At 74.6% G+C, this 21,668-nt stretch carries 18 protein-coding genes; all 18 read left to right on the forward strand.

The features are described 5' to 3' along the window. Positions 1-6 precede the first annotated feature (6 nt). On the forward strand, positions 7-1,776 hold the full coding sequence (locus HDA33_RS02485) for a Mur ligase family protein (RefSeq protein WP_184170550.1): 1,770 nt from the start codon (positions 7-9) through the stop codon (positions 1,774-1,776). Further along, on the forward strand, positions 1,773-3,296 hold the full coding sequence (locus HDA33_RS02490) for a UDP-N-acetylmuramoyl-tripeptide--D-alanyl-D-alanine ligase (RefSeq protein ID WP_184170553.1): 1,524 nt from the start codon (positions 1,773-1,775) through the stop codon (positions 3,294-3,296). The genes HDA33_RS02485 and HDA33_RS02490 overlap by 4 nt, the downstream gene beginning before the upstream one ends. Next, the gene (gene mraY / locus HDA33_RS02495) at positions 3,293-4,420 is read left to right on the forward strand and encodes a phospho-N-acetylmuramoyl-pentapeptide-transferase (protein ID WP_184170555.1); all 1,128 of its coding nucleotides are present in this window, start codon (positions 3,293-3,295) and stop codon (positions 4,418-4,420) included. The genes HDA33_RS02490 and mraY overlap by 4 nt, the downstream gene beginning before the upstream one ends. Then, the gene (gene murD, locus HDA33_RS02500) at positions 4,417-6,003 is read left to right on the forward strand and encodes a UDP-N-acetylmuramoyl-L-alanine--D-glutamate ligase (RefSeq protein ID WP_338104230.1); all 1,587 of its coding nucleotides are present in this window, start codon (positions 4,417-4,419) and stop codon (positions 6,001-6,003) included. The genes mraY and murD overlap by 4 nt, the downstream gene beginning before the upstream one ends. Positions 6,004-6,062: 59 nt before the next feature. Beyond that, positions 6,063-7,352, forward strand: a complete 1,290-nt coding sequence (gene ftsW / locus HDA33_RS02505; RefSeq protein ID WP_184170558.1) for a putative lipid II flippase FtsW — start codon at positions 6,063-6,065, stop codon at positions 7,350-7,352. Further along, positions 7,352-8,482, forward strand: coding sequence for an undecaprenyldiphospho-muramoylpentapeptide beta-N-acetylglucosaminyltransferase (gene murG, locus HDA33_RS02510; protein WP_184170561.1), 1,131 nt, complete (start codon positions 7,352-7,354; stop codon positions 8,480-8,482). The genes ftsW and murG overlap by 1 nt, the downstream gene beginning before the upstream one ends. Beyond that, on the forward strand, positions 8,479-9,966 hold the full coding sequence (gene murC, locus HDA33_RS02515) for a UDP-N-acetylmuramate--L-alanine ligase (protein ID WP_184170564.1): 1,488 nt from the start codon (positions 8,479-8,481) through the stop codon (positions 9,964-9,966). The genes murG and murC overlap by 4 nt, the downstream gene beginning before the upstream one ends. A 65-nt stretch (positions 9,967-10,031) precedes the next feature. After that, a complete protein-coding gene (locus HDA33_RS02520) occupies positions 10,032-10,760 on the forward strand; it encodes a cell division protein FtsQ/DivIB (RefSeq protein WP_184170567.1) in 729 nt (242 codons plus the stop codon). A gap of 325 nt (positions 10,761-11,085) precedes the next feature. After that, entirely contained in the window at positions 11,086-12,330 is a 1,245-nt protein-coding gene (ftsZ, locus tag HDA33_RS02525; protein WP_184170570.1) for a cell division protein FtsZ, read from the forward strand. Then, positions 12,327-13,148 carry a laccase domain-containing protein gene (locus tag HDA33_RS02530; protein WP_184170573.1) on the forward strand — a complete coding sequence of 274 codons (822 nt, stop codon included), beginning with the start codon at positions 12,327-12,329 and terminating at the stop codon, positions 13,146-13,148. Before ftsZ ends, HDA33_RS02530 begins: the two co-directional genes overlap by 4 nt. After that, complete coding sequence (locus HDA33_RS02535; RefSeq protein ID WP_184170577.1) at positions 13,145-13,942, forward strand: YggS family pyridoxal phosphate-dependent enzyme; 798 nt, start codon at positions 13,145-13,147, stop codon at positions 13,940-13,942. The genes HDA33_RS02530 and HDA33_RS02535 overlap by 4 nt, the downstream gene beginning before the upstream one ends. A gap of 117 nt (positions 13,943-14,059) precedes the next feature. Next, on the forward strand, positions 14,060-14,701 hold the full coding sequence (locus tag HDA33_RS02540; protein ID WP_184170580.1) for a cell division protein SepF: 642 nt from the start codon (positions 14,060-14,062) through the stop codon (positions 14,699-14,701). A 7-nt stretch (positions 14,702-14,708) separates the two neighbouring features. Next, positions 14,709-15,005, forward strand: coding sequence for a YggT family protein (locus tag HDA33_RS02545; protein ID WP_184170583.1), 297 nt, complete (start codon positions 14,709-14,711; stop codon positions 15,003-15,005). 156 nt (positions 15,006-15,161) lie between these two features. Further along, a complete protein-coding gene (locus tag HDA33_RS02550) occupies positions 15,162-15,827 on the forward strand; it encodes a DivIVA domain-containing protein (protein WP_184170585.1) in 666 nt (221 codons plus the stop codon). 56 nt (positions 15,828-15,883) lie between these two features. Next, complete coding sequence (gene lspA / locus HDA33_RS02555; RefSeq protein WP_184173732.1) at positions 15,884-16,354, forward strand: signal peptidase II; 471 nt, start codon at positions 15,884-15,886, stop codon at positions 16,352-16,354. A 5-nt stretch (positions 16,355-16,359) separates the two neighbouring features. Then, a complete protein-coding gene (locus HDA33_RS02560) occupies positions 16,360-17,322 on the forward strand; it encodes an RluA family pseudouridine synthase (protein WP_184170588.1) in 963 nt (320 codons plus the stop codon). 112 nt (positions 17,323-17,434) lie between these two features. Then, positions 17,435-21,031, forward strand: a complete 3,597-nt coding sequence (gene dnaE, locus HDA33_RS02565) for a DNA polymerase III subunit alpha (protein ID WP_184170591.1) — start codon at positions 17,435-17,437, stop codon at positions 21,029-21,031. A gap of 43 nt (positions 21,032-21,074) precedes the next feature. Then, complete coding sequence (gene nrdR, locus HDA33_RS02570) at positions 21,075-21,566, forward strand: transcriptional regulator NrdR (RefSeq protein ID WP_184170594.1); 492 nt, start codon at positions 21,075-21,077, stop codon at positions 21,564-21,566. Positions 21,567-21,668 lie beyond the last annotated feature (102 nt).

Here is a 21,668-nt window from a genome sequence, read left to right on the forward strand (position 1 = left end):
CACCGCATGAGCAGCCAGCCCGCGCAGCCGGAGCCGCTGACGCCCGCCCAGCAGGACGCCGCCTTCCGGCCCTCCCGGACGCCGGCCACGCCGTGGGACGAGCTGACCCGCGCCCTGCAGGCGGCCGGCGTGGCCGCCCGGACCCACGGCCGGGGCCCCGCGGCCGGCGTGACCGGCGCGTGCCTCGACTCGCGCGTCGTGCGCCCCGGCGACCTCTATGTGGCGGTGCCGGGCGCCCGCTCCCACGGGGCGGACTTCGCCCGGGCCGCGGTCGAGGCCGGCGCGGCCGGCGTGCTGACCGACGCCGAGGGCCGCGCGCGGCTCGCGGAGCAGGGCCTGGACGGCTCCGCCGTGATCGAGGTCGACTCGGTGCGCACCGCCGCCGGCGTCGTCGCCGCCCGCGTGTACGGCGGCGGGCAGGATGCCGGGCCCCGCCTGATCGGCATCACGGGCACCAACGGCAAGACGACGACGAGCTTCCTCGCCGCCGCCCTCCTCGAGGCCCTCGACCGCCGCTCCGGCGTCATCGGGACCATCCTCATTCGCGCCGGCGGCCGGGAGGTGCCCTCCACCCTCACGACCCCCGAGTCGACCCAGCTCCACGCCCTCATGGCGCTCATGCGCGAGGAGCAGGTGGACACGGCGGTCATGGAGGTCTCCTCCCACGCCGTGGCCTACCAGCGGATCGCCGGGCTGCGCTACGCGGTGGCCGGCTTCACGAACCTGACGCGGGACCACCTGGACATGCACGGGTCCATGGAGGAGTACTTCGAGGCCAAGGCCGGGCTGTTCGACCCGGAGCGCACCGCCCGCGCCGTCATCACGGTGGACGGCGGCGCGGGCCCGCGCTGGGGCCTGGCCATGGCCCGCGCCGTGCGCACGCCGGTCACCACCCTGGCCCTGGGCCCCGCCGCCCCGCACCCGGGCGCCCTGGCCGAGGAGGACCCGGACTTCCGGGCCGACTGGGAGATCGCCGAGCTGGTCCCGGACGGCCTGGGCCACCGCTTCACGCTGCGCCACGGCGCCACCGGCCGCGCGCTGCGGGCCTCCGTCGGCCTGCCCGGCCGGTTCAACGTGGCCAACGCCGCCCTGGCCGTGCTCCTCGTGCTGCACGCCGTGGGGGAGGAGCACCTCGACGCGCTCGCCGCCGTGCTCGACGTGCCCGCGGGCGAGGGCCCCCTCGCCGCCGCCGTGCCCGGGCGCATGGAGGTCGTGGGCCGGGCCCCGGACGCCGTCGTGGACTTCGCGCACAACCCGGACGGGATGGTGCAGGCGCTGCGCTCCCTCGCCGACGCCCGTGAGGCGGCCGGCCGCTCCGGGCGCACGCTGATCGTCTTCGGCTCCGCCGGGGACCGCGACCGCGAGAAGCGCCCGATCATGGGCGAGATCGCCGCCCGCGCCGCGGACGTGGTGATCGTCACGGACGACACCCCGCACACCGAGGACCCCGCCCCCATCCGCGCGCAGATCCTCGAGGGCGCCCGCGCCGAGGCCGCGCGCCTCCTGCAGGCCGAGGGCCGCACGGTCCTCGTGGAGGAGGTCGCCGACCGGGCTGAGGCCATCCGCCGCGCCGCGGAGCTGGCCGCGCCGCAGGACGGCATCCTCGTGGCCGGCCGCGGACACGAGACCACCATGGACTACGACGGCGAGCTCGTGCCCCTGGACGACCGGCAGGCCCTGCGCGAGGCCCTCGCGGCGCGCGCCGCCGCGGCCCCGCCGCGGGCCGCGGACCCGGGCTCCGGCGCGCCGCGCGGGGGTAAGGTCGACGAGTCATGATCGCTCTCACCGCCGCCCAGATCGCCGAGGCCGTGTCCGGCACGCTCTCGCCCGCCCTCGACCCGCAGACCGTGCTGGTCCACGTCACCCCCGACTCCCGCGAGGTCGCGGCCGAGGGGACCCTCTACGTCGCCAAGCCGGGGGAGCGGGCCGACGGCCACGACTTCATCGATGCCGCCCTGGCCGCCGGCGCCGTCGCCGTGCTCGCCGAGCGACCCACGCAGGCGCCCGACGGCGCCGAGCACCCCTCGATCGTGGTGGAGGACGCGGTCCTGGCCATGGGCGCCCTCGCCCGCGAGGTCGTGCGCCGCATCCGGGAGCACTCGCCGACCACCGTCATCGGCATCACCGGCTCGGCGGGCAAGACCACCACGAAGGACCTGCTGGCCGCCCTGCTGGCCACCCAGGGCCCCACCGTGGCGCCCGTGGGCTCCTACAACGGCGAGGTCGGCGTGCCGCTGACCGTCTTCCGGGCCGAGCTCGAGACCCGCTACCTCGTGGTGGAGATGGGCGCGGACCACGTGGGCAACATCGCCTACCTGTGCGACATCGTGCGCCCGGACGTGGGCGTCGTCCTCATGGTGGGCACCGCGCACGCGGGCAGCTTCGGCGGCGTGGCGAACATCGCCGCCACCAAGGGCGAGCTCGCGGAGGCCGTGGGCCCCGAGGGCGCCGTCATCCTCAATCTCGACGACGACCGGGTGGCCGCCATGGCCTCCCGCGCCCAGGCCCCCGTCACCTGGTTCACCGCCGACGAGGCGGGCGCCGCCCGCGCCGCCCAGGACGTCGCCGCCGGGCGCGCCGCCGGCCTCGTCGCCGCGCGCGGGCTGCACGCCGACGACCACGAGCGGGCCGCCTTCGACCTGCAGATCGGCGCCGACGCGGACGCGCCCCGCCACCCGCTCACCTCCGGCCTGACCGGCCTGCACCACGCCCACAACGTGCTCGCCGCGGCCGCCGCGGCCCACGCCGCGGGCATGGCGCCGGCGGACGTCGCCCGGGTCCTGGACGGCCTCGGCCCGACCAGCCGCTTCCGCATGGAGCGCACGGACCGGCCGGACGGCGTCACGATCATCAACGACGCCTACAACGCCAACCCCGAGTCCATGCGCGCCGCCCTGCGCACCCTGGCCACCCTGGGCCGCTCCAGCGGCCGGCGCACCTGGGCCGTGCTCGGCGAGATGCTCGAGCTCGGGGACGCGCGCGTGCGCGAGCACACCCTCGTGGGCGAGTCCGTCGTGCGGCTGAACATCGCCCAGCTCCTCGTGGTGGGGGCCGGGGCCCGGCCCCTCTACATCGGCGCCCTCAACGAGGGCAGCTGGGGGGACGAAGCCCACTTCGTCGAGGACGCGGCGCAGGCCGAGGAGTTCCTCGCCGAGCACCTCGCCCCGGGTGACCTGGTCCTCGTGAAGTCCTCCAACGGCGTCGGGCTGGCCGCCCTCGGCGAGCGCCTCGCCACGGCCGGGGCCTCCGACCCCGCCCCCGCCCCGTCCGCCTGCCCGAAGGAGTCCCGACCGTGATCGGACTGCTCATCGGCGGCGTGCTCGGCCTGGTCCTCTCGGCCGCCGGCACCCCGCTGTTCATCCGGTTCCTCGTCAAGCGGGGGTACGGCCAGTTCGTCCGCGACGACGGCCCCACCACCCACAAGACCAAGCGGGGCACGCCCACCATGGGCGGTGCGGTCATCATCGGCGCGTTCGTGCTCGCCTACCTGCTGACCCACGGCATCCTGGCCCTGCTGGGAGTGGGCTTCGGCGGTCCGACGGCGTCCGGGCTGATCCTGCTGTTCCTCACCGTGGGCATGGCGTTCGTCGGGTTCGTGGACGACTTCACCAAGATCACCAAGCAGCAGTCGCTCGGCCTCACCCCGCGCGGCAAGATCATCCTGCAGGGGCTGATCGGCACGGCGTTCGCCGTCCTCGCCCTGAACTTCCCGGACGACCGGGGGCTGACCCCGGCCTCGACCACCATCTCCTTCGCCCGCGACGTGCCGTGGCTGGACCTGGCCTTCGCCGGCCCCGTGGTGGGGCTGATCCTCTTCGTGATCTGGTCCAACCTCATCACCACCGCCACCACCAACGCCGTCAACCTCACGGACGGCCTCGACGGCCTGGCCACCGGCGCCACCGCCATGATCACCGGCGCCTACGTGCTGATGTCCATCTTCCAGTCCAGCCAGGCCTGCTCCCTCGTGGACGAGCCGGGCTGCTACGAGGTCCGCGACCCCATGGACCTCGCCCTCCTCGGCGCGATCCTCACCGGCTCCCTGCTGGGCTTCCTGTGGTGGAACACCTCGCCCGCGAAGATCTTCATGGGCGACACCGGCTCCCTCGGACTCGGCGGCGCGCTCGCCGGCTTCGCGATCCTCTCCCGCACGGAGCTGCTCGTGGTGCTCCTGGCCGGCCTGATGGTCGCCATCACCGTCTCCGTGATCGTCCAGGTGGGCTGGTTCCGGATCTCCGGCGGCAAGCGCGTGTTCCTCATGGCGCCGCTGCAGCACCACTTCGAGCTCAAGGGCTGGGCCGAGGTGACCGTGGTGGTCCGCTTCTGGCTCGTGTCCCTGATGTGCGTCATCGCCGGGCTCGCCGTGTTCTACGGCGAGTGGATCGTGCGCCAGGGCGGCCTCGCGGGGGTGACCCCGTGAGCGCCTCCGAGAACACCGCCCTCGCGCCGGTGCGCCGCCCGCTCGCCGACACCGGGCGCACCGCCGCGCTGACCTCCTGGGACGCCGAGGGCTGGGCGGGCCTGCGCGTCGTCGTCGCCGGCCTGGGCGTCACCGGGTTCTCGGTGGCGGACACGCTGGCCGAGCTGGGCGCCGTCGTCGTGGTCGTGGACGGCAACGACGGCCCCGAGAACCAGGCGCGCGCCGAGACCCTGCGGATCGTGGGGGTGCACGAGGTCCTCCTGGACGCCGCGGCCACGCGCTCCCTGCCCGAGGTCGAAGGCGCCCCCGCCGAGCTCGTGGTGACCTCCCCGGGCTGGCGCCCGGACCAGCCGCTGCTGATGGCCGCGCACGCCGCCGGCCTGCCGATCTGGTCGGACGTGGAGCTGGCCTGGCGGGTGCGCGAGCGCGCCGGCCGGCCGACCGCCGACTGGGTGTGCCTGACCGGCACCAACGGCAAGACCACCACAGTGACCATGGTCGAGGCGATCCTGCGGGCGGACGGCCGCCGGGCGATCGCGTGCGGCAACGTCGGCACCCCCGTGCTCGACGCCATCCGCGACCCCGAGGGCTACGACGTCCTCGCCCTCGAGCTCTCCAGCTTCCAGCTGCACTGGACCCACCGCGTCGCCCCCGCCTCGTCGGCGGTGCTCAACCTGGCCGAGGACCACGTCGACTGGCACGGCTCCATGGAGGAGTACGCCGCGGCGAAGGGCAAGGTGTACGAGAACACCCGCGTGGCCTGCGTCTTCAACGAGCACGACCCCGTGACCCGCACGCTCGTGGAGCGGGCGGACGTCCAGGAGGGCTGCCGGGCCGTCGGGTTCACCACCGACACCCCGGGCCTGTCCGACGTCGGCGTCGTGGACGGGATCCTCGTGGACCGCGCCTTCACCGAGAACCGGCGTCACGAGGCGATCGCCCTCGCCGAGCGCACCGATCTCGGCCCCGTGGCCCCGCGGCACACCATGGCCAACGCGGCCGCCGCGGCCGCGCTCACCCGCGCCGTCGGCGTCGCGCCGGCCGCCGTGGCCGAGGGCCTGCGCTCCTACGACCGCGGCGAGCACCGCATCCAGCTCGTGGCGACCTCCCGCGACGTCATGTGGGTCAACGACTCCAAGGCCACCAACCCGCACGCCGCCGACGCCTCGCTGGCCGCCTTCACCTCCGTGGTGTGGATCGCCGGCGGGCTGCCCAAGGGCGTCACCTACGAGGAGCTCGTGGGCGCCCACGCCCACCGCCTCCGCGCCGTGGTCCTGCTCGGGACGGACGCCTCCGCCCTGCGCTCGGCCCTGGCCGCGCACGCCCCGGACGTGCCCGTGCACGCCCCGCTGGCGGACGCCGACGGGACGGGCCCGGCCGACGGCGCCGCCGTGATGGCCGAGGCCGTGCGCGTGGCCGACGGGCTCGCCCGCCCCGGCGACACCGTCCTCATGGCCCCCGCGGCCGCCTCCATGGACCAGTTCCGCTCCTACGCCCAGCGCGGCGAGGCGTTCATCGACGCCGTCGCCGCCCTGATGCGCGAGCACGGCTGGGACACGGACGCAGGCACCGCCGCCCCCTGACCCCGCCCGACCGACCCCGACCGTCCGACCGCCGCCCCGCTTCCCCCGTGAGGAGGACCATGTCCCCGACCGAGCTGCATCCGGTCCGCACGCCGGCGGACGAGGAGGAGACCGAGGCGCGCTCGCGCCCGCTGCAGCGGCTGTGGCGGCTCGTGGAGGGCCGCCGCGCCCTGGACCTGTCCGTCCTGCTCATCGGCGGCAGCACCTTCCTGCTGACGGCACTGGGCCTGGTGATGGTGCTCTCCTCCTCGTCCGTGGAGGCGATCGGCACCGGCGGCGGCTCCTACGGGCTGTTCCTGCGCCAGACCATGTGGGCGGTCGCCGGCCTGGCGGCCCTGCTCCTCTTCTCGCGCCTGCCGATCGGCTGGATCAAGGCCCTCGCATGGCCCGCGTTCGGGCTGGCGGTGGTGCTGCTCTCCCTCGTGGCGTTCACCCCGCTGGGCGTCACGGTGGGCGGCAACACCAACTGGCTGGGGATCGGCGGGTTCCGCATGCAGCCCTCCGAGGCCGCGAAGCTGGCGCTGGCCCTGTGGGCGGCGGCCGTCCTGGAGCGCAAGCACCGGCTGGTCACGCAGGTGCGGCACGCGCTCGTGCCCGTGCTGCCCGGCGGCCTGCTGCTGATCGGGCTCGTGATGGCGGGCAGCGACCTCGGCACGGCCATCATCCTGGCCCTCGTGCTCGCGGCGGTGCTCTTCGTGGCCGGCACCCACCGCGGGGTGTTCATCGCCTTCTCCGCCGTGACCGTCGTGGGCGCGATCGCCCTGACGCTGCTGGCCCCGCACCGCATGGTCCGCGTGCAGGCCTGGCTGGGCGACTGCTCGGACGCCTCGGACCCCTGCTTCCAGCCGGACCACGGCATGTACGCGCTCGCCTCGGGCGGCTGGTGGGGCGCCGGCCTGGGGCAGTCCCGCCAGAAGTGGAGCTACATCCCCGAGGCGGAGAACGACTTCATCTTCACCATCCTCGGCGAGGAGCTCGGGCTCGTGGGCACGCTCGGCGTCCTGCTGGCCTACCTGGCCCTGGCCGTGGGCATGTACCGCGTGGCCGCGGGCACCACGTCCCCGTTCATCCGGCTGGCCACGTGGGGCATCATGGCCTGGCTCGTGGGCCAGGCGTTCGTGAACATCGCCATGGTCTCGGGCGTCATCCCCGTGGTGGGCGTGCCGCTGCCGTTCATCTCCTATGGTGGTTCCGCGCTGACCCTGTCCCTGACCGCGGTGGGCATCGTGCTGGCCTTCGCCCGCCACGAGCGCCGCCGCGCCGAGGAGCCGGACGCCCGCCCGGACGCGGACGACCGGGACACCGACCCGCTCCCCGTGATCCCCGCCCCCGCATCCCAGGAGTCCTGATGCCGCAGACCCCCGATCCCGCCCGAGAGCTGCGCGTGGTGCTCGCCGGCGGCGGCACCGCCGGCCACATCTCGCCCATGCTCGCCATCGCCCGCGCCCTCGAGTCCGACGGCGCCGGCCCGGTGCGGTGCACCATGGTCGGCACGGCCTCCGGGATGGAGACCCGCCTCGTCCCCGCGGCCGGCTACGAGCTGGACCTGATCGAGCGCGTCCCGATGCCGCGCCGGCCCTCGATGGACGTCGTGCACTTCCCTGCCCGGATGCGGGCCGCCGTCGCCGCCGCCGGCCGCATCCTGGCCGAGCGCCGGGCGGACGTCGTCGTGGGCGTGGGCGGCTACGTCGCCACCCCCGTGTACCTGGCGGCCTTCCGCGCCGGCGTGCCCGTGGTGGTGCACGAGGCCAACGCCCGCCCGGGCCTGGCCAACCGCATCGGCGCCCTGCGCGCGGCCCACGTGGGCACCGCGCTGCCGGACACCCGCCTGCGCGGCGCGCGCTGGGTGGGCATGCCGATGCGCCCGGAGATCTCGGGGCTGGACCGCGCTGCGCAGCGCCGGGCGGCCCGCGCGGCCCTCGGCCTGGACCTGGGGCGCACCACCGTGGTGGTCACCGGCGGCAGCTCGGGAGCGCTGGCCGTGAACCGCACCGTCCGCGACTCCCTCGACGACCTGCTCGGCGCCGGCCTGCAGGTGTTCCACCTGACCGGCCGGGACAAGGCCCTCACCGAGGCCGACGGCACCCCGCTCCGGCGCGAGGGCTACGTCCAGCGCGAGTACCTGGACGGCATGGAGCAGGCCTACGCCGCCGCCGACCTCCTCGTGGCCCGCTCCGGCGCGGGCACCGTGTGCGAGGTCTCCGCGGTCGGTCTGCCCGCCGTGTACGTCCCCCTGCCCATCGGCAACGGCGAGCAGGCGCTCAACGCCCGCCCCGTGGTCGAGGCGGAGGGCGCCCTGACGGTCCGGGACGACGCCTTCGGGCGCGCCTGGGTGCAGCGGCAGCTGATCCCGCTCGCCACCGACCCGGAGCGCCTGGCGCGCATGGGCGAGGCGGCCGCGCGCTTCGGCGTGCGGCACGCGGACGTGACCATGGCCGGCCTCGTGCGGTCGGCCGCCGAGGAAGGAGCCCGGCGATGAGCCGAGACGAGTCGACCCGCCCCGCGGCCGAGGGCCGCTTCGACGAGCTGGGCCGCGTGCACCTGCTGGGGATCGGGGGCGTCGGCGTGTCCGGCGTGGCCCGCATCCTGCAGGACCAGGGCGTGGCCGTCTCCGGCTCCGACGCCAAGGACCTGCCGGTGATGCGCGAGCTCGCCGCCGCCGGGGCGCGGATCACCGTGGGCTACGACGCCGCCCACCTGGGCGAGGACGTCACCACGGTGATCGCCTCCTCGATCGCCGGCCCCGGCAACCCCGAGCACGACGCCGCGGTGGCCCGCGGCCTGCGGGTGCTGCACCGCTCGGAGGGGCTCGCCCTGGCCATGCGCGGGCACCGGGTGCTCGCGGTGGCCGGCACGCACGGCAAGACCACGACCTCCTCGATGGCGGCCATGGCGTTCGCCTCGGCCGGCTGGGACCCGACGTTCGCCGTGGGCGCCGCCGTGGCCGGCCTGGGCACGAACGCCCGCGCCGGACGGGGGGAGTGGTTCATCGCCGAGGCCGACGAGTCGGACGGCACGCTGGTCAACTACCCGACCACGATCGCGGTGGTCACCACCGTGGAGGCCGACCACCTCGACCACTACGGCACCGAGGAGGCCGTCCACCAGGTGTTCCGCGACTTCGCGGCGGGCCTGCCGGACGCCGCGTCCGGCGGCGTCCTCGTGGCCTGCCTCGACGACGACGGCGCGGCCGGCCTCGCCGCCTGGGCCCGCGAGCACGCCGCGGCGCGGGTGCTCACCTACGGCACCGGCCCCCGGGACGGCGTGGCACCCGACCTGCTGGTGACCGACCTCGCCGTGGAGCCGGGGGAGTCCGGCGTGGGCCAGCGCGCCACGTTCCGCCTGGCCTCCGGGCCGGAGGTGACGCTGCACCTGCAGGTCCCGGGCCGCCACAACGCCCTGAACGCGGCGGCCGTGGCGCTGGCCGCCGTGCAGGCCGGCATGGGGTTCGAGGACGCCGTGCGCGGGCTCGAGGCGTTCCGCGGCACCGCGCGCCGCTTCGAGTTCCGCGGCGCCGGACGCGGGGTCAAGGTGTTCGACGACTACGCCCACCACCCGACCGAGGTGGCGGCGGCGGTCTCCGCCGGCCGCGCCGTGGCCGGCGACGGGCGGGTGCACGTGCTGTTCCAGCCGCACCTGTTCTCCCGGACCCGCGAGTTCGCCGCCGAGTTCGCCGCGGCGCTGTCCGCGGCGGACGTGGTGCGCGTGCTGCCCGTGTACGCCGCGCGCGAGGAGCCCATGGAGGGCGTCGACTCCTCCCTCATCGCCGGCCGGCTGACCACCGCCGCCGACGCGGACCGCGCGGTGGCCGAGGACCGGGCCGCCGCCGTCCGCGAGCTGGCCGCCGGCGCCGAGTCCGGCGACGTCATCCTGACGATGGGCGCCGGCGACGTCACGGCCCTCGGCGCGGACCTCGTGGCCGCCCTGGGCCCGGACGCGGCGCCCGGCGCCGCGGGACGGTGACCCGCGGCCGCGGGGGCCGTCCGCCCCGCCCCGCCGGTCCCGCCCAGCCGCCCGCCGGCTCCACCGTGGTCCCGTTCCCGGGGCGCAGCGTGCGCCGGCGGCTGGCCGTGCGATGGGCCGTCGCGGGCGCCGTCGCCGCCCTCCTGGGCGCGCTGGCGTGGGTCCTGCTCTTCTCGCCGGTGCTCGCCGTGGACGAGGTGGACGTGACCGGCACCCGGCACGTCTCCGCCGAGGCCGTGCAGGAGCGCCTGGCGCCCCTGCACGGGGTGCCGCTGCCGCGGGTGGGCTCCTCGGCCGTGCGCGAGCTGGTCGGAGACCTTCCCGGCGTGGCCGAGGTCCGCGTCGTCGCCCACCCGCCGACCCGCGTGGAGGTGGCCGTCCGGGAGCACGAGGCACGCGCCCGCCGGGACGGAGAGGCCGGCGTCGACCTGCTCCTGGACGACGGCACCGTGCTGGCCGGAGTCCCGGCCGAGCGCGTCGAGGGGGAGTCGCTGCCGGAGTTCTCCGAGGAGCTGTCCGCCGGTCCGCGTCGGGACCGCGAGGAGGTCGCCGCCGTGCTGGCGGGGCTGCCCGCGTCGGTGGCCGAGCGGGTCGAGAGTGTGGACTCGAGCCGGGTCGGGCAGGTGCGACTGGGCCTGCGGGACGGGGTGGTCCTGGTGTGGGGCGACGCCGAGGACGCGGAGCTCAAGGGCACGGTCGCGACCGCGTTCCTGGAGGACGAGCGGCACGGCTCGCGCCCCGGCGGCGTCCGGGAGGTCGACGTCTCGGTGCCGACCCGGCCGATCACGCGCTGAGGCCGCCGACGGAGCGGGAGAGACCTTCAGGTCGAAGGTGAGGGTGAAGGTTTCCGGCGCCGCCCGCCGGATGCGTCGGGGCGAACCCGGCCCGCGGGGCAGGCTGCAACCCTCACGTGAAGGTCGAAGGTCGATCGTCATTCTTCCGCGTGGACACGCCGTTTTCTTTGCGCGCGGACGGGCCGTGCCACTACGGTGGTCCTCGAACGCGCGCGAGGCTTGCTTCACGCTGTGCTTGAAGGTGCCCGTGCGACGCGGGCGCCGATCGTCGAGGCGAGGCGCCTCGCGCTGACCTCATGGATTCCGAGCAAAGGGAATGGACACCGTGGCTGCACCCCAGAACTACCTGGCCGTCATCAAGGTCGTCGGCATCGGCGGCGGCGGCGTCAACGCCGTGAACCGCATGATCGAGGTGGGGCTCCGCGGCGTGGAGTTCATCGCCATCAACACGGACGCGCAGGCGCTGCTGATGTCGGACGCGGACGTGAAGCTGGACGTGGGCCGCGAGCTCACCCGCGGCCTGGGCGCCGGCGCCAACCCCGAGGTGGGCCGCCAGGCCGCCGAGGACCACGCCGAGGAGATCGAGGAGGTCCTGCGCGGGGCCGACATGGTCTTCGTCACCGCCGGCGAGGGCGGCGGCACCGGCACCGGCGGCGCGCCCGTCGTGGCCCGCATCGCCCGCTCGCTCGGCGCGCTGACCATCGGCGTCGTCACCCGTCCGTTCACGTTCGAGGGCCGCCGCCGCGCCGGCTCGGCCGAGGCCGGCATCGACGCGCTGCGCGACGAGGTCGACACGCTGATCGTCATCCCGAACGACCGCCTGCTCTCCATCTCGGACCGCAACGTGTCCGTCATGGACGCCTTCCGCCAGGCGGACCAGGTGCTTCTCTCGGGCGTGCAGGGCATCACCGACCTCATCACCACCCCGGGCCTGATCAACCTCGACTTCGCGGACGTGAAGTCCGTCATGCAGGGCGCCGGCTCCGCCCTCATGGGCATCGGCCACGCCCAGGGCGAGGACCGCGCCGTCAAGGCCGCCGAGCTGGCGATCGCCTCGCCGCTGCTCGAGGCCTCCATCGACGGCGCCTACGGCGTGCTGCTCTCCATCCAGGGCGGCTCCGACCTCGGCCTCTTCGAGATCAACGAGGCCGCCCGCCTGGTCCAGGAGGTCGCGCACCCCGAGGCCAACATCATCTTCGGCGCCGTCATCGACGACGCCCTGGGCGACGAGGTCCGCGTGACCGTCATCGCCGCCGGCTTCGACAAGGTCGACGCCACCTCGGCCCCCGCCTCGCCGCAGGCCGGGCAGTTCCAGCAGGCCCCGCAGCGCCCCGCGCAGCAGGCCCAGCCGCAGCAGCAGGCGCCCGCGCCGCAGCAGCACCAGGCGCAGCCCGCGCAGCAGGAGCAGCCGCAGCAGGTCCAGCCGCAGTCCGTCCGCGGCACCGTGCCGCTGGCGCCGCAGCAGCCGCAGCAGCCCGAGCAGCGCCGCCAGCAGGACCTGCCCACCGTGGTGGAGCCGGACCTCGGCGCCGGGTCCTCGGACCTGGACGTCCCGGACTTCCTGAAGTGACGGCCGCGGAGGGGCCGGTCGGGACCGTGCCGGTCCCGGCCGGCCCCTTCGTGCACCGGGAGGCCGTCGCCACGGCCGGTGGGACCGTGCACGTGGCCTGGTCTGGCGTGGCCGCCGGCAACCTGGGCCTGCACGTGGTGGCCGACGAGGACGCCGCGGGCCGCCGCGCGGTGGGCGAGGCCCGCCGTGGCCTCGAGCGGGCCATGGGCGTGCCCGAGGGCTCGACCCTCTACCTGGACCAGGTGCACTCCGCCGACGCGGTGTGGGCCGACGGCCCCGGCTGGGGCGAGGAGGCCGGGCCGACGGCCGACGCCGCCGTGAGCCGTGACGGGGGCCGCACCCTCGCGGTGATGGTCGCGGACTGCCTGCCCGTCGTCCTCGTGGACGAGGCCACCGGCGCGACCGCGGTGGCCCACGCCGGGCGCCGCGGCCTGCTCGATGGCGTCCTCGAGGCCACCGTGGACCGCCTCCTGTCCCTGCGCCCCGCGGAGCGCCGCGACGCCCCCGGCCTGCGGGCCTGGATCGGCCCGGGCGTGTGCGGGCGGTGCTACGAGGTGCCCGAGCAGATGCGCGCCGAGGCGGCCGAGCGCGTGCCCGCCACGGCCGCGACCACCGCGTGGGGCACCCCCGGCCTCGACCTGCCGGCCGGTGCCGTCGCGATCCTGCGCGGGCGCGGCGCCGACGTCGCCGTCGTCCAGGCCTGCACGCTGGAGGACGAGCGCCTGTTCTCTCACCGGCGCGCCCCCGGGCAGGGGCGGTTCGCCGGCCTCGTCTGGCGCGCGGACGAGGACGCATCGACCCCGACAGGAGCGGCATGAGCACCCCGGAGCAGCACCCGACCCCCGACGACGCGGCGGCCGAGGCCCGCACGCGGGAGATCGCCGCCGGGTTGGCGGCCGTGCGCGAGCGGATCGCCCGCGCCGCCCGCGAGGCCGGCCGTGCCGACGAGCCCGCGCTCGTGGTGGTGACCAAGACCCACCCGGCCGAGGACGTCGTGCGCCTGGCCGGGCTGGGCGTCGCCGCGGTGGGGGAGAACCGCGACCAGGAGGCCCGGCCGAAGGCGGCCGCCGTCGCCGAGGCCCTGGGCGACGCCGCCCCCCGCTGGCACTTCATCGGCCAGCTGCAGACCAACAAGGCCAAGCACGCCGTGCGCTACGCGTCGGTCGTGGAGTCCGTGGACCGCCCCGAGCTCGCCGAGGCCCTCTCGCGGGCGCTCGTGCTGCGCCGGGAGCGCGAGCCCGGCGTCGAGGTCCCCGACCTCGAGTGCCTCGTGCAGGTGGACGTGGACGACCGCGCCGACGAGGACCGGCCGGAGGGCATCGGCCCCCGCGGAGGAGCGGCCCCCGAGGACGTCCCTGCGCTGGCCGCCGCGATCGCGGCGCTGCCCGGTCTGCGCCTGGGCGGGCTGATGTGCGTCGCTCCGCGCGGCCTCGACCCCGAGGCCTCCTTCCGCCGGCTCGCCGCCCTCGGCGAGGAGCTGCGCCGCGCGCACCCGGACGCCTCGACCCTGTCCATGGGGATGAGCGCGGACCTCGAGGCCGCGGTCCGGGCGGGGGCGACACAGGTGCGGATCGGATCCGACGTCCTGGGGGCCCGCCCCGCAGTGGGCTAGCCTGGACCCCGCGCGTCCCCGCGGGACGCGCCCGGACCGTGCGGACGCACACGCACCGAGGACGAACGACGGCGGCCCCCGGCAGTGGGGGCCCGAGGACGTGGCGAAGGAAGATCCATGGCTGGTGCCCTGAAGAAGACGATGATCTACCTCGGCCTCGCCGACGGCGAGGAGTACGACGAGCAGCAGCGCGCCGCTGAGCGCGACGCCGCCGAGCGGCGGGACGTCGTCGAGGCGCGCCGTGCCGCGGAGCCCGACACCGACCCGAGCATGGAACCGGTGCGCTCCGCGACCGTCGTGCGCCCCGAGCGTGTCGAGCGCGCCGAGTCCCCGGCGCCGTCCGGGTCCACCGCGGCCGCGCCCGCCGAGCCGGCCGAGCCCCGGCGCCCCTCCCGTCCCGAGCCGGTCGACCCGGGCTACCGGGCCCCGGTCACCCCCATCAAGCGAGCCGCCGCGTCGTCGGCCGAAGGAGCCCCCGTGAGCACCCTCTCCACCGTCCACCCCCGCTCCTACAACGACGCGAAGGCGATCGGCGAGGCGTTCCGCTCCGGCATGCCCGTGATCATGAACGTCACGGAGCTCGGCGAGAACGAGGCCAAGCGCCTCGTGGACTTCGCGGCCGGCCTCGTGTTCGGCCTGCACGGCTCGATCTCCCGGATCACCAGCAAGGTGTTCCTGCTCACCCCCGCCAACGTGGACGTGGTGGGCACGGAGCAGGGCGACGCCGAGGCGTCCGGCGACCCCTACGACGGCGACTGAGGCGCCCGTGCAGCTGATCCTCGCCCTCGTCTACATCGTCCTCACCGTCGTGCTGGCGGCCCTGACGGTGCGGATCGTCCTGGACGTCACCCAGTCCTTCGCCCGCCGCTGGCGGCCGACCGGCGCCGCCCTCGTGGCGGCCAGCGCCGTGTACGCGGTCACCGACCCGCTCATGCGACCCGTGCGCCGGGCCGTGCCCCCCGTCAACTTCGGCGGGATCGGCCTCGACGTGGCCTTCCTCGTGGTCTTCCTCGGCGTGGTGCTGCTGCGCGTGCTCGTCCTGGTGCTCGCCGGAAACCTCTGAGCCTCCCCGGCGGCCTCCGCGCCCCGAGCGCGCCGACCCCCGGTGATAGTCTTCGGCTCGAGAGCCGCGACGCCCTGCGGGGCGCGGCGCGCTCGAACGTCGCGCCACCCCCGTACCGGCGCGCCGAGGCCCTGAGACGAAGAGGGAGACGGATCCATGGCGCTGTCCTGGGAAGACGTGGTCAACAAGCAGTTCCAGCCCACGAAGTTCCGCGAGGGATACGACCAGGGCGAGGTGGACGACTTCCTCGACGAGATCGTGGGGGAGCTCAAGCGCCTCCAGGGGCTCAACGAGCAGCTGACGGCCGAGAACGAGGCCCTCCGCGCCGGTGGCGCCGTCCCGGCCGTCGAGGCCGCCCCGGACGCCGACGCCGCGGTGGACGCCCCCGTGGCCGACGCGGACGCCGCCGCCGTGGTCGATGCCGGGCAGTCGCCGGCCCCCGCCGCGCTCGCCGACGCCGAGCCCGGCCTCGAGGTTGAGCCGACCCCGTCCTCCGCCGACCCGGCCAGCGCCTCGGCCGCCGGCGTGCTGGCGATGGCCCAGCGCGTCCACGACGAGCACGTGGCCGCCGGCGAGCAGCGCCGCGACGAGCTGATCTCCGAGGCCGAGGCCCGGGCCGAGGCCCTGGTGGCCGAGGCCGAGGAAACCCGGACCCGCACGCTGGAGGAGCTCGCCGCGGACAAGGCCGGCCTGGAGGCCGAGGTCGAGCAGCTGCGCGGCTTCGAGACCGACTACCGCAGCCGTCTGACCGCGTACATCGAGGGCCAGCTGCGCGAGATCCGCTCCCAGGAGCGGGTCGAGCCGGCCCAGCGTCCCGCGTGAGCGCCGCCGTCGAGGCCCCGGCACCGGCCGCAGGCCCGGGCGCGCGCCGCCGGGTCGTGCTGGCCGCGCTGCTCGTGGCCGTGCTCGCCTACGCCCTGGACCAGCTCACCAAGCTCTGGGTGGAGACCACCATGGAGCTGGGCGACTCCGTCACGGTGGTGCCCGGCCTGCTGCGCTGGCACTACATCCTCAACCCGGGCGCCGCGTTCTCGATCGGCGAGGACCACACCTGGGTGTTCACCGTCATCCAGGCGGTCGTCGCGGTGGCCGCCGTCGTCGCCATCGTCCGGGCGCGCTCCCTGCCCTGGGCCCTGGCCCTCGGCGGGCTCGTCGGCGGCGTCCTCGGCAACCTGACCGACCGGCTGTTCCGGCCGCCGTCGTTCGGCCAGGGACACGTGGTGGACATGATCTCGGTGCCCCGCTTTGCCGTGTTCAACGTGGCCGACTCGTTCATCGTGTGCTCCATCCTGGCGATCGCGTTCCTGGTGATGACCGGGCGGCGCCTCGACGGCACGCGCGAGGCGTGAGCGGCATGGAGCCGATCCCCGGCGCCATCGCGCGCATCGAGGTGACCCCGGACCGGGCCGGGCGCCGGGCCGACGCCGTCCTGGCCGAGGTGCTGGGCCTGTCCCGGTCGGCCCTGGCGGAGTGGTTCTCCCGGGGCCTGGTGCGCGCGGAGTCCCCCACGGGACGCCGGGACCGGGTCCTGGCCAAGTCCGCGAAGGCGGTGGCGGGGGAGGTCCTCGCCGTCGACGTCCCGGACGACCCCGACCCCCTGGAAGTGAGGGCTGAGCGAGTGGACGCACTGAGGATCCTGCACGAGGACGAGCACCTGATCGCCGTGGACAAGCCCACCGGGGTGGCCGCGCACCCCTCGCCGGGCTGGGCGGGCCCCACCGTGGTCGGCGCCCTCGCCGCGCTCGGGCACGACATCTCGACCTCGGGCGCGCCCGAGCGGCAGGGGATCGTGCACCGGCTCGACGTCGGCACCACCGGCGTGATGGTCGTGGCCAAGACGGAGCAGGCCTACGCCGCTCTGAAGGACCAGTTCCGCCGGCGGGTGCCGGAGAAGGTCTACCACGCCCTCGTCCAGGGCATCCCGGACCCCCTGAGCGGCACGGTGGACGCGCCCATCGGCCGCCACCCGGGGCACCACTGGAAGTTCGCCGTGCTCGACGGCGGCCGCCCCTCGGTCACCCACTACGAGACCCTCGAGGTGTTCGGCCGGGCCACGCTGCTGGAGGTCCACCTCGAGACGGGCCGCACCCACCAGATCCGCGTGCACACCTCGGCGCTGCGCCACCCGTGCGTCGGCGACCTCACCTACGGGGCGGACCCCCGCCTCGCCGCCGAGCTGGGCCTGACCCGCCAGTGGCTGCACGCCCACCGCCTCTCCTTCCCCCATCCCGTCACGGGGGAGCCGGTCTCCGTGACCTCCGAGCACCCGGACGACCTGGCCCACGCCCTGGCCCGCCTGCGCGGCGACGGATCCTGACCCGCCCCCGTCCCGAGCCGGACCGGCGGCGGGCGCGGGGGCCGCGGCTCCCAGGCGCGCCGAGTACGCTGGTCCGGCCTCGCCGTCCACCCCGCCGAAAGGTCCCGCCCGCATGACCGTGTCCGCCGACGCCCGCGCCGACGCCGTGAAGGACGGCGGCTTCGTCCACCTCCACACGCACACCGAGTATTCGATGCTCGACGGCGCCGCGAAGCTGGACGACCTCTTCGCCGAGGCCGAGCGCCTCGGCATGGACTCGCTGGCGATCACGGACCACGGGTACCTGTTCGGCGCCTACGACTTCTGGTCCAAGGCCAAGTCCGCGGGGATCCGGCCGATCATCGGCCTCGAGGCCTACGTCACGCCGGGACACCAGCACCGCACGGACAAGGAGAAGACCCGCTGGGGCGAGCCCCACCAGCGCGGGGACGACGTCTCCGGCGGCGGCGCCTACACCCACATGACGCTGCTGAGCGAGAACACCGCCGGCATGCACAACCTGTTCCGGATGAGTTCAATCGCCTCGCTGGACTCGGTCTACGCGAAGTGGCCGCGCCTGGACCGCGAGCTGCTCAGCCAGTACTCCTCGGGGCTGATCGCCACCACCGGCTGCCCCTCCGGCGAGGTCCAGACCCGCCTGCGCCTGGGCCAGTACGACGAGGCCGTGGCGGCCGCCGCCGAGTTCCGGGACATCTTCGGCAAGGACAACTACTACTGCGAGATCATGCACCACGGCCTCGACATCGAGCGCCGGGTCATGACGGACCTGCGCCGGCTGGCCAAGGACCTGGGCCTGCCGTTCGTGGCCACGAACGACCTGCACTACACGCACGAGCACGACGCCAAGGCGCATGAGGCCCTGCTGGCCCTGCAGTCCGGCTCCAAGCTCAACGAGCCCAGCTACGACCAGGGCGGCTCCCGCTTCGCGTTCTCGGGCACCGAGTACTACCTGAAGTCCCCCCGGCAGATGCGCGAGCTGTTCGCCGAGCTGCCCGAGGCCTGCGACAACACGCTGCTGATCGCCGAGCGCTGCGACGTCGAGTTCGACACCAAGGCCAACTACATGCCCGTCTTCCCCACCCCGGAGGGCGAGGACGAGACCAGCTGGCTCATCAAGGAGGTCGCCTCGGGCCTGGCCTACCGCTACCCGGACGGCGTGCCGGACCACGTGCGCAAGCAGGCCGACTACGAGCTGGACGTCATCATCTCGATGGGCTTCCCCGGCTACTTCCTCGTGGTGGCCGACTTCATCAACTGGGCCAAGGAGAACGGGATCCGCGTGGGCCCGGGCCGCGGCTCGGGCGCCGGCTCGATGGTGGCCTACGCCCTGCGCATCACGGACCTGGACCCGCTCAAGCACGGCCTGATCTTCGAGCGCTTCCTCAACCCGGACCGCGTGTCCATGCCCGACTTCGACGTCGACTTCGACGATCGCCGCCGCCCCGAGGTGATCGACTACGTCACCCGCAAGTACGGCGACGAGCGCGTCACCATGATCGTCACCTACGGCACGATCAAGACGAAGCAGGCGCTGAAGGACTCCGCGCGCGTGATGGACCAGCCCTTCTCCCTGGGCGAGTCCCTCACGAAGGCGCTGCCGCCGGCGGTGATGGCCAAGGACATCCCGCTCAAGGACATCGAGGACCCGGCCGCCCCCCGCTACGGGGAGGCCGCGCCCTTCCGCGAGCTGATCGCCACGGACCCGGTGGCCAAGGAGGTCTTCGAGACCGCCAAGGGCCTCGAGGGGCTGAAGCGGCAGTGGGGCGTGCACGCGGCCGGCGTGATCATGTCCTCGGAGCCGGTGATCGACGTCATCCCGATCATGCGCCGCCTGCAGGACGGCCAGGTGATCACCCAGTTCGACTACCCGATGGCGGAGTCGCTGGGCCTGATCAAGATGGACTTCCTGGGCCTGCGCAACCTCACGATCATCTCGGACGCGATCGAGAACGTGAAGGCCAACCAGGGGGTCGAGTTGGACCTCGAGACCCTGGACGTGGACGACGCCGCCTCGTACGACCTGCTGGCCCGCGGCGACACGCTCGGCGTGTTCCAGCTCGACGGCGGCCCGATGCGCTCGCTGCTGAAGATGATGCGCCCGGACAACTTCGAGGACATCTCGGCGACCATCGCGCTCTACCGCCCCGGCCCCATGGGCGCGAACTCCCACACGAACTATGCGCTTCGCAAGAACGGGCAGCAGGAGATCACCCCGATCCACCCGGAGCTCGAGGAGCCGCTGCGGGAGATCCTGGACACCACGTACGGCCTGATCGTGTACCAGGAGCAGGTCATGGCGATCGCCCAGAAGGTGGCCGGGTACTCGCTCGGCCAGGCGGACATCCTGCGCCGCGCCATGGGCAAGAAGAAGAAGTCCGAGCTGGACAAGCAGTACGAGGCGTTCCATCAGGGCATGCTGGACCGCGGCTACTCCGAGGCGGCGGTGAAGGCACTGTGGGACATCCTGCTGCCGTTCTCGGACTACGCGTTCAACAAGGCCCACTCGGCGGCCTACGGCCTCGTCTCCTACTGGACGGCGTACCTCAAGGCGCACTACCCGGCCGAGTACATGGCGGCGCTGCTCACCTCGGTGGGCGACGACAAGGACAAGCTCGCCATGTACCTCAACGAGTGCCGCCACATGGGCATCACCGTGCTGCCCCCGGACGTGAACGAGTCGCACCTGACCTTCACCCCGGTGGACCGGGACATCCGCTTCGGCATGGGCGCGGTGCGCAACGTGGGCGCGAACGTGGTCAAGGGCATGGTCCAGGGCCGCGAGGACAAGGGCGCCTACACCGGGTTCGGCGACTTCCTGGCCAAGGTGCCGCTCGTGGTCTGCAACAAGCGCACCATCGAGTCGATGATCAAGGCCGGCGCCTTCGACTCCCTCGGCTACGCCCGCCGGGCGCTGCTGGCCGTGCACGAGGAGGCCGTGGACGCCACGGTCTCGCAGAAGCGCAAGGAGGACCACGGCGAGTTCACGTTCGACCTGTTCGCCCTGGGCGGGCCGCAGGAGGACGAGTCGGACGCCGCGGACGGCGTCGCGGTGCCGGACCTGCCGGAGTGGGCCAAGAAGGAGAAGCTCGCGTACGAGCGCGAGATGCTCGGCCTCTACGTCTCGGACCACCCGCTGCAGGGCCTGGACGGGGTCCTGGCCCAGCACGCGGACACCCAGATCACCCGGGTCCTCGACGACGACGGGCCCGCGGACGGCTCGCAGGTCACCATCGCGGGGCTCATCACCACGCTGGAGCGCCGGATCGCGAAGTCCTCGGGCAACGCGTACGCGCGCTGCGAGATCGAGGACCTCGGCGGCTCGATGGACGTGATGTTCTTCGGCCAGGTCTACGCCCCGATCGCGATGATGCTGGCCGAGGACCTCGTCGTCGCCGTGAAGGGCCGCGTGCAGCGGCGCGACGACGGCTCCGTCTCGCTCTCGGCCATGGAGCTGACCATCCCGGAGCTCTCGGACGGCCCGGGCGGGCCCGTGCGCATCTCGATGCCCTCGTTCAAGGCCACCGAGCAGGTCGTGGGCCAGCTCGCCGACGTGCTGCGCACCCACGAGGGCTCCTCCGAGGTGCGGCTGTCCCTCGTGGGCCAGCGCGGCACGCAGGAGTTCCAGCTGGGCCCGCAGTTCCGGGTGAACCCGAACCCGGCGCTCTTCGGGGATCTGAAGATCCTGCTGGGCCCGGCCTGCCTGTCCTGAGCGGACGTAGCATGGGGGTGCCCGGCCGAGAAGGAGAGAGCTGATGCACTGCCCGTTCTGCCGCCACGAGGACTCCCGCGTGGTGGACTCGCGCTCGCTCGACGACGGCTCGGCCATCCGGCGGCGCCGCCAGTGCCAGTCCTGCGGGAAGCGGTTCACCACCATGGAGACCACGGCACTGACCGTGGTGAAGCGCTCCGGGGTGGCCGAGCCCTTCGACCGCTCCAAGGTGATCAACGGCGTCCGCAAGGCGTGCCAGGGCCGGCCCGTCACGAGCGACGACCTCGCCATGCTCGCCCAGGAGGTGGAGGAGACGGTCCGCGCCTCCGGCAACGCCGAGGTGGACGCCCACGACGTGGGGCTGGCGATCCTGGACCCCCTGCGCCGGCTCGACCAGGTGGCGTTCCTGCGCTTCGCGTCCGTGTACCGGGACTTCGAGTCCCTCGACGACTTCGCCGACGCCATCGCGGAGCTGCGCGCCGGCACGGACGAGCGCGGCCGCCCCGCCGTGCAGCCGCGCCTGTTCAGCCGCTGACCTGGGACGATGCGCCGCCGCGGGCGGTCCCGGATCCGCGGTGGTGCCGGCGGCGATCACCGGCTACAGTGTTCGTCGGGGAACGTCCTGGTGACGTCCCCC

Source organism: Micrococcus endophyticus, from assembly GCF_014205115.1.
Lineage (GTDB): Bacteria > Actinomycetota > Actinomycetes > Actinomycetales > Micrococcaceae > Micrococcus > Micrococcus endophyticus.

Coding starts and splice junctions, on each gene's coding strand:
- HDA33_RS02485 (WP_184170550.1), top strand. CDS start 7: ATGAGCAGCCAGCCCGCGCAGCCGGAGCCGCTGACGCCCGCCCAGCAG.
- HDA33_RS02490 (WP_184170553.1), top strand. CDS start 1,773: ATGATCGCTCTCACCGCCGCCCAGATCGCCGAGGCCGTGTCCGGCACG.
- ftsW (WP_184170558.1), top strand. CDS start 6,063: ATGTCCCCGACCGAGCTGCATCCGGTCCGCACGCCGGCGGACGAGGAG.
- murG (WP_184170561.1), top strand. CDS start 7,352: ATGCCGCAGACCCCCGATCCCGCCCGAGAGCTGCGCGTGGTGCTCGCC.
- murC (WP_184170564.1), top strand. CDS start 8,479: ATGAGCCGAGACGAGTCGACCCGCCCCGCGGCCGAGGGCCGCTTCGAC.
- HDA33_RS02535 (WP_184170577.1), top strand. CDS start 13,145: ATGAGCACCCCGGAGCAGCACCCGACCCCCGACGACGCGGCGGCCGAG.
- HDA33_RS02540 (WP_184170580.1), top strand. CDS start 14,060: ATGGCTGGTGCCCTGAAGAAGACGATGATCTACCTCGGCCTCGCCGAC.
- HDA33_RS02550 (WP_184170585.1), top strand. CDS start 15,162: ATGGCGCTGTCCTGGGAAGACGTGGTCAACAAGCAGTTCCAGCCCACG.
- HDA33_RS02560 (WP_184170588.1), top strand. CDS start 16,360: ATGGAGCCGATCCCCGGCGCCATCGCGCGCATCGAGGTGACCCCGGAC.
- dnaE (WP_184170591.1), top strand. CDS start 17,435: ATGACCGTGTCCGCCGACGCCCGCGCCGACGCCGTGAAGGACGGCGGC.
- nrdR (WP_184170594.1), top strand. CDS start 21,075: ATGCACTGCCCGTTCTGCCGCCACGAGGACTCCCGCGTGGTGGACTCG.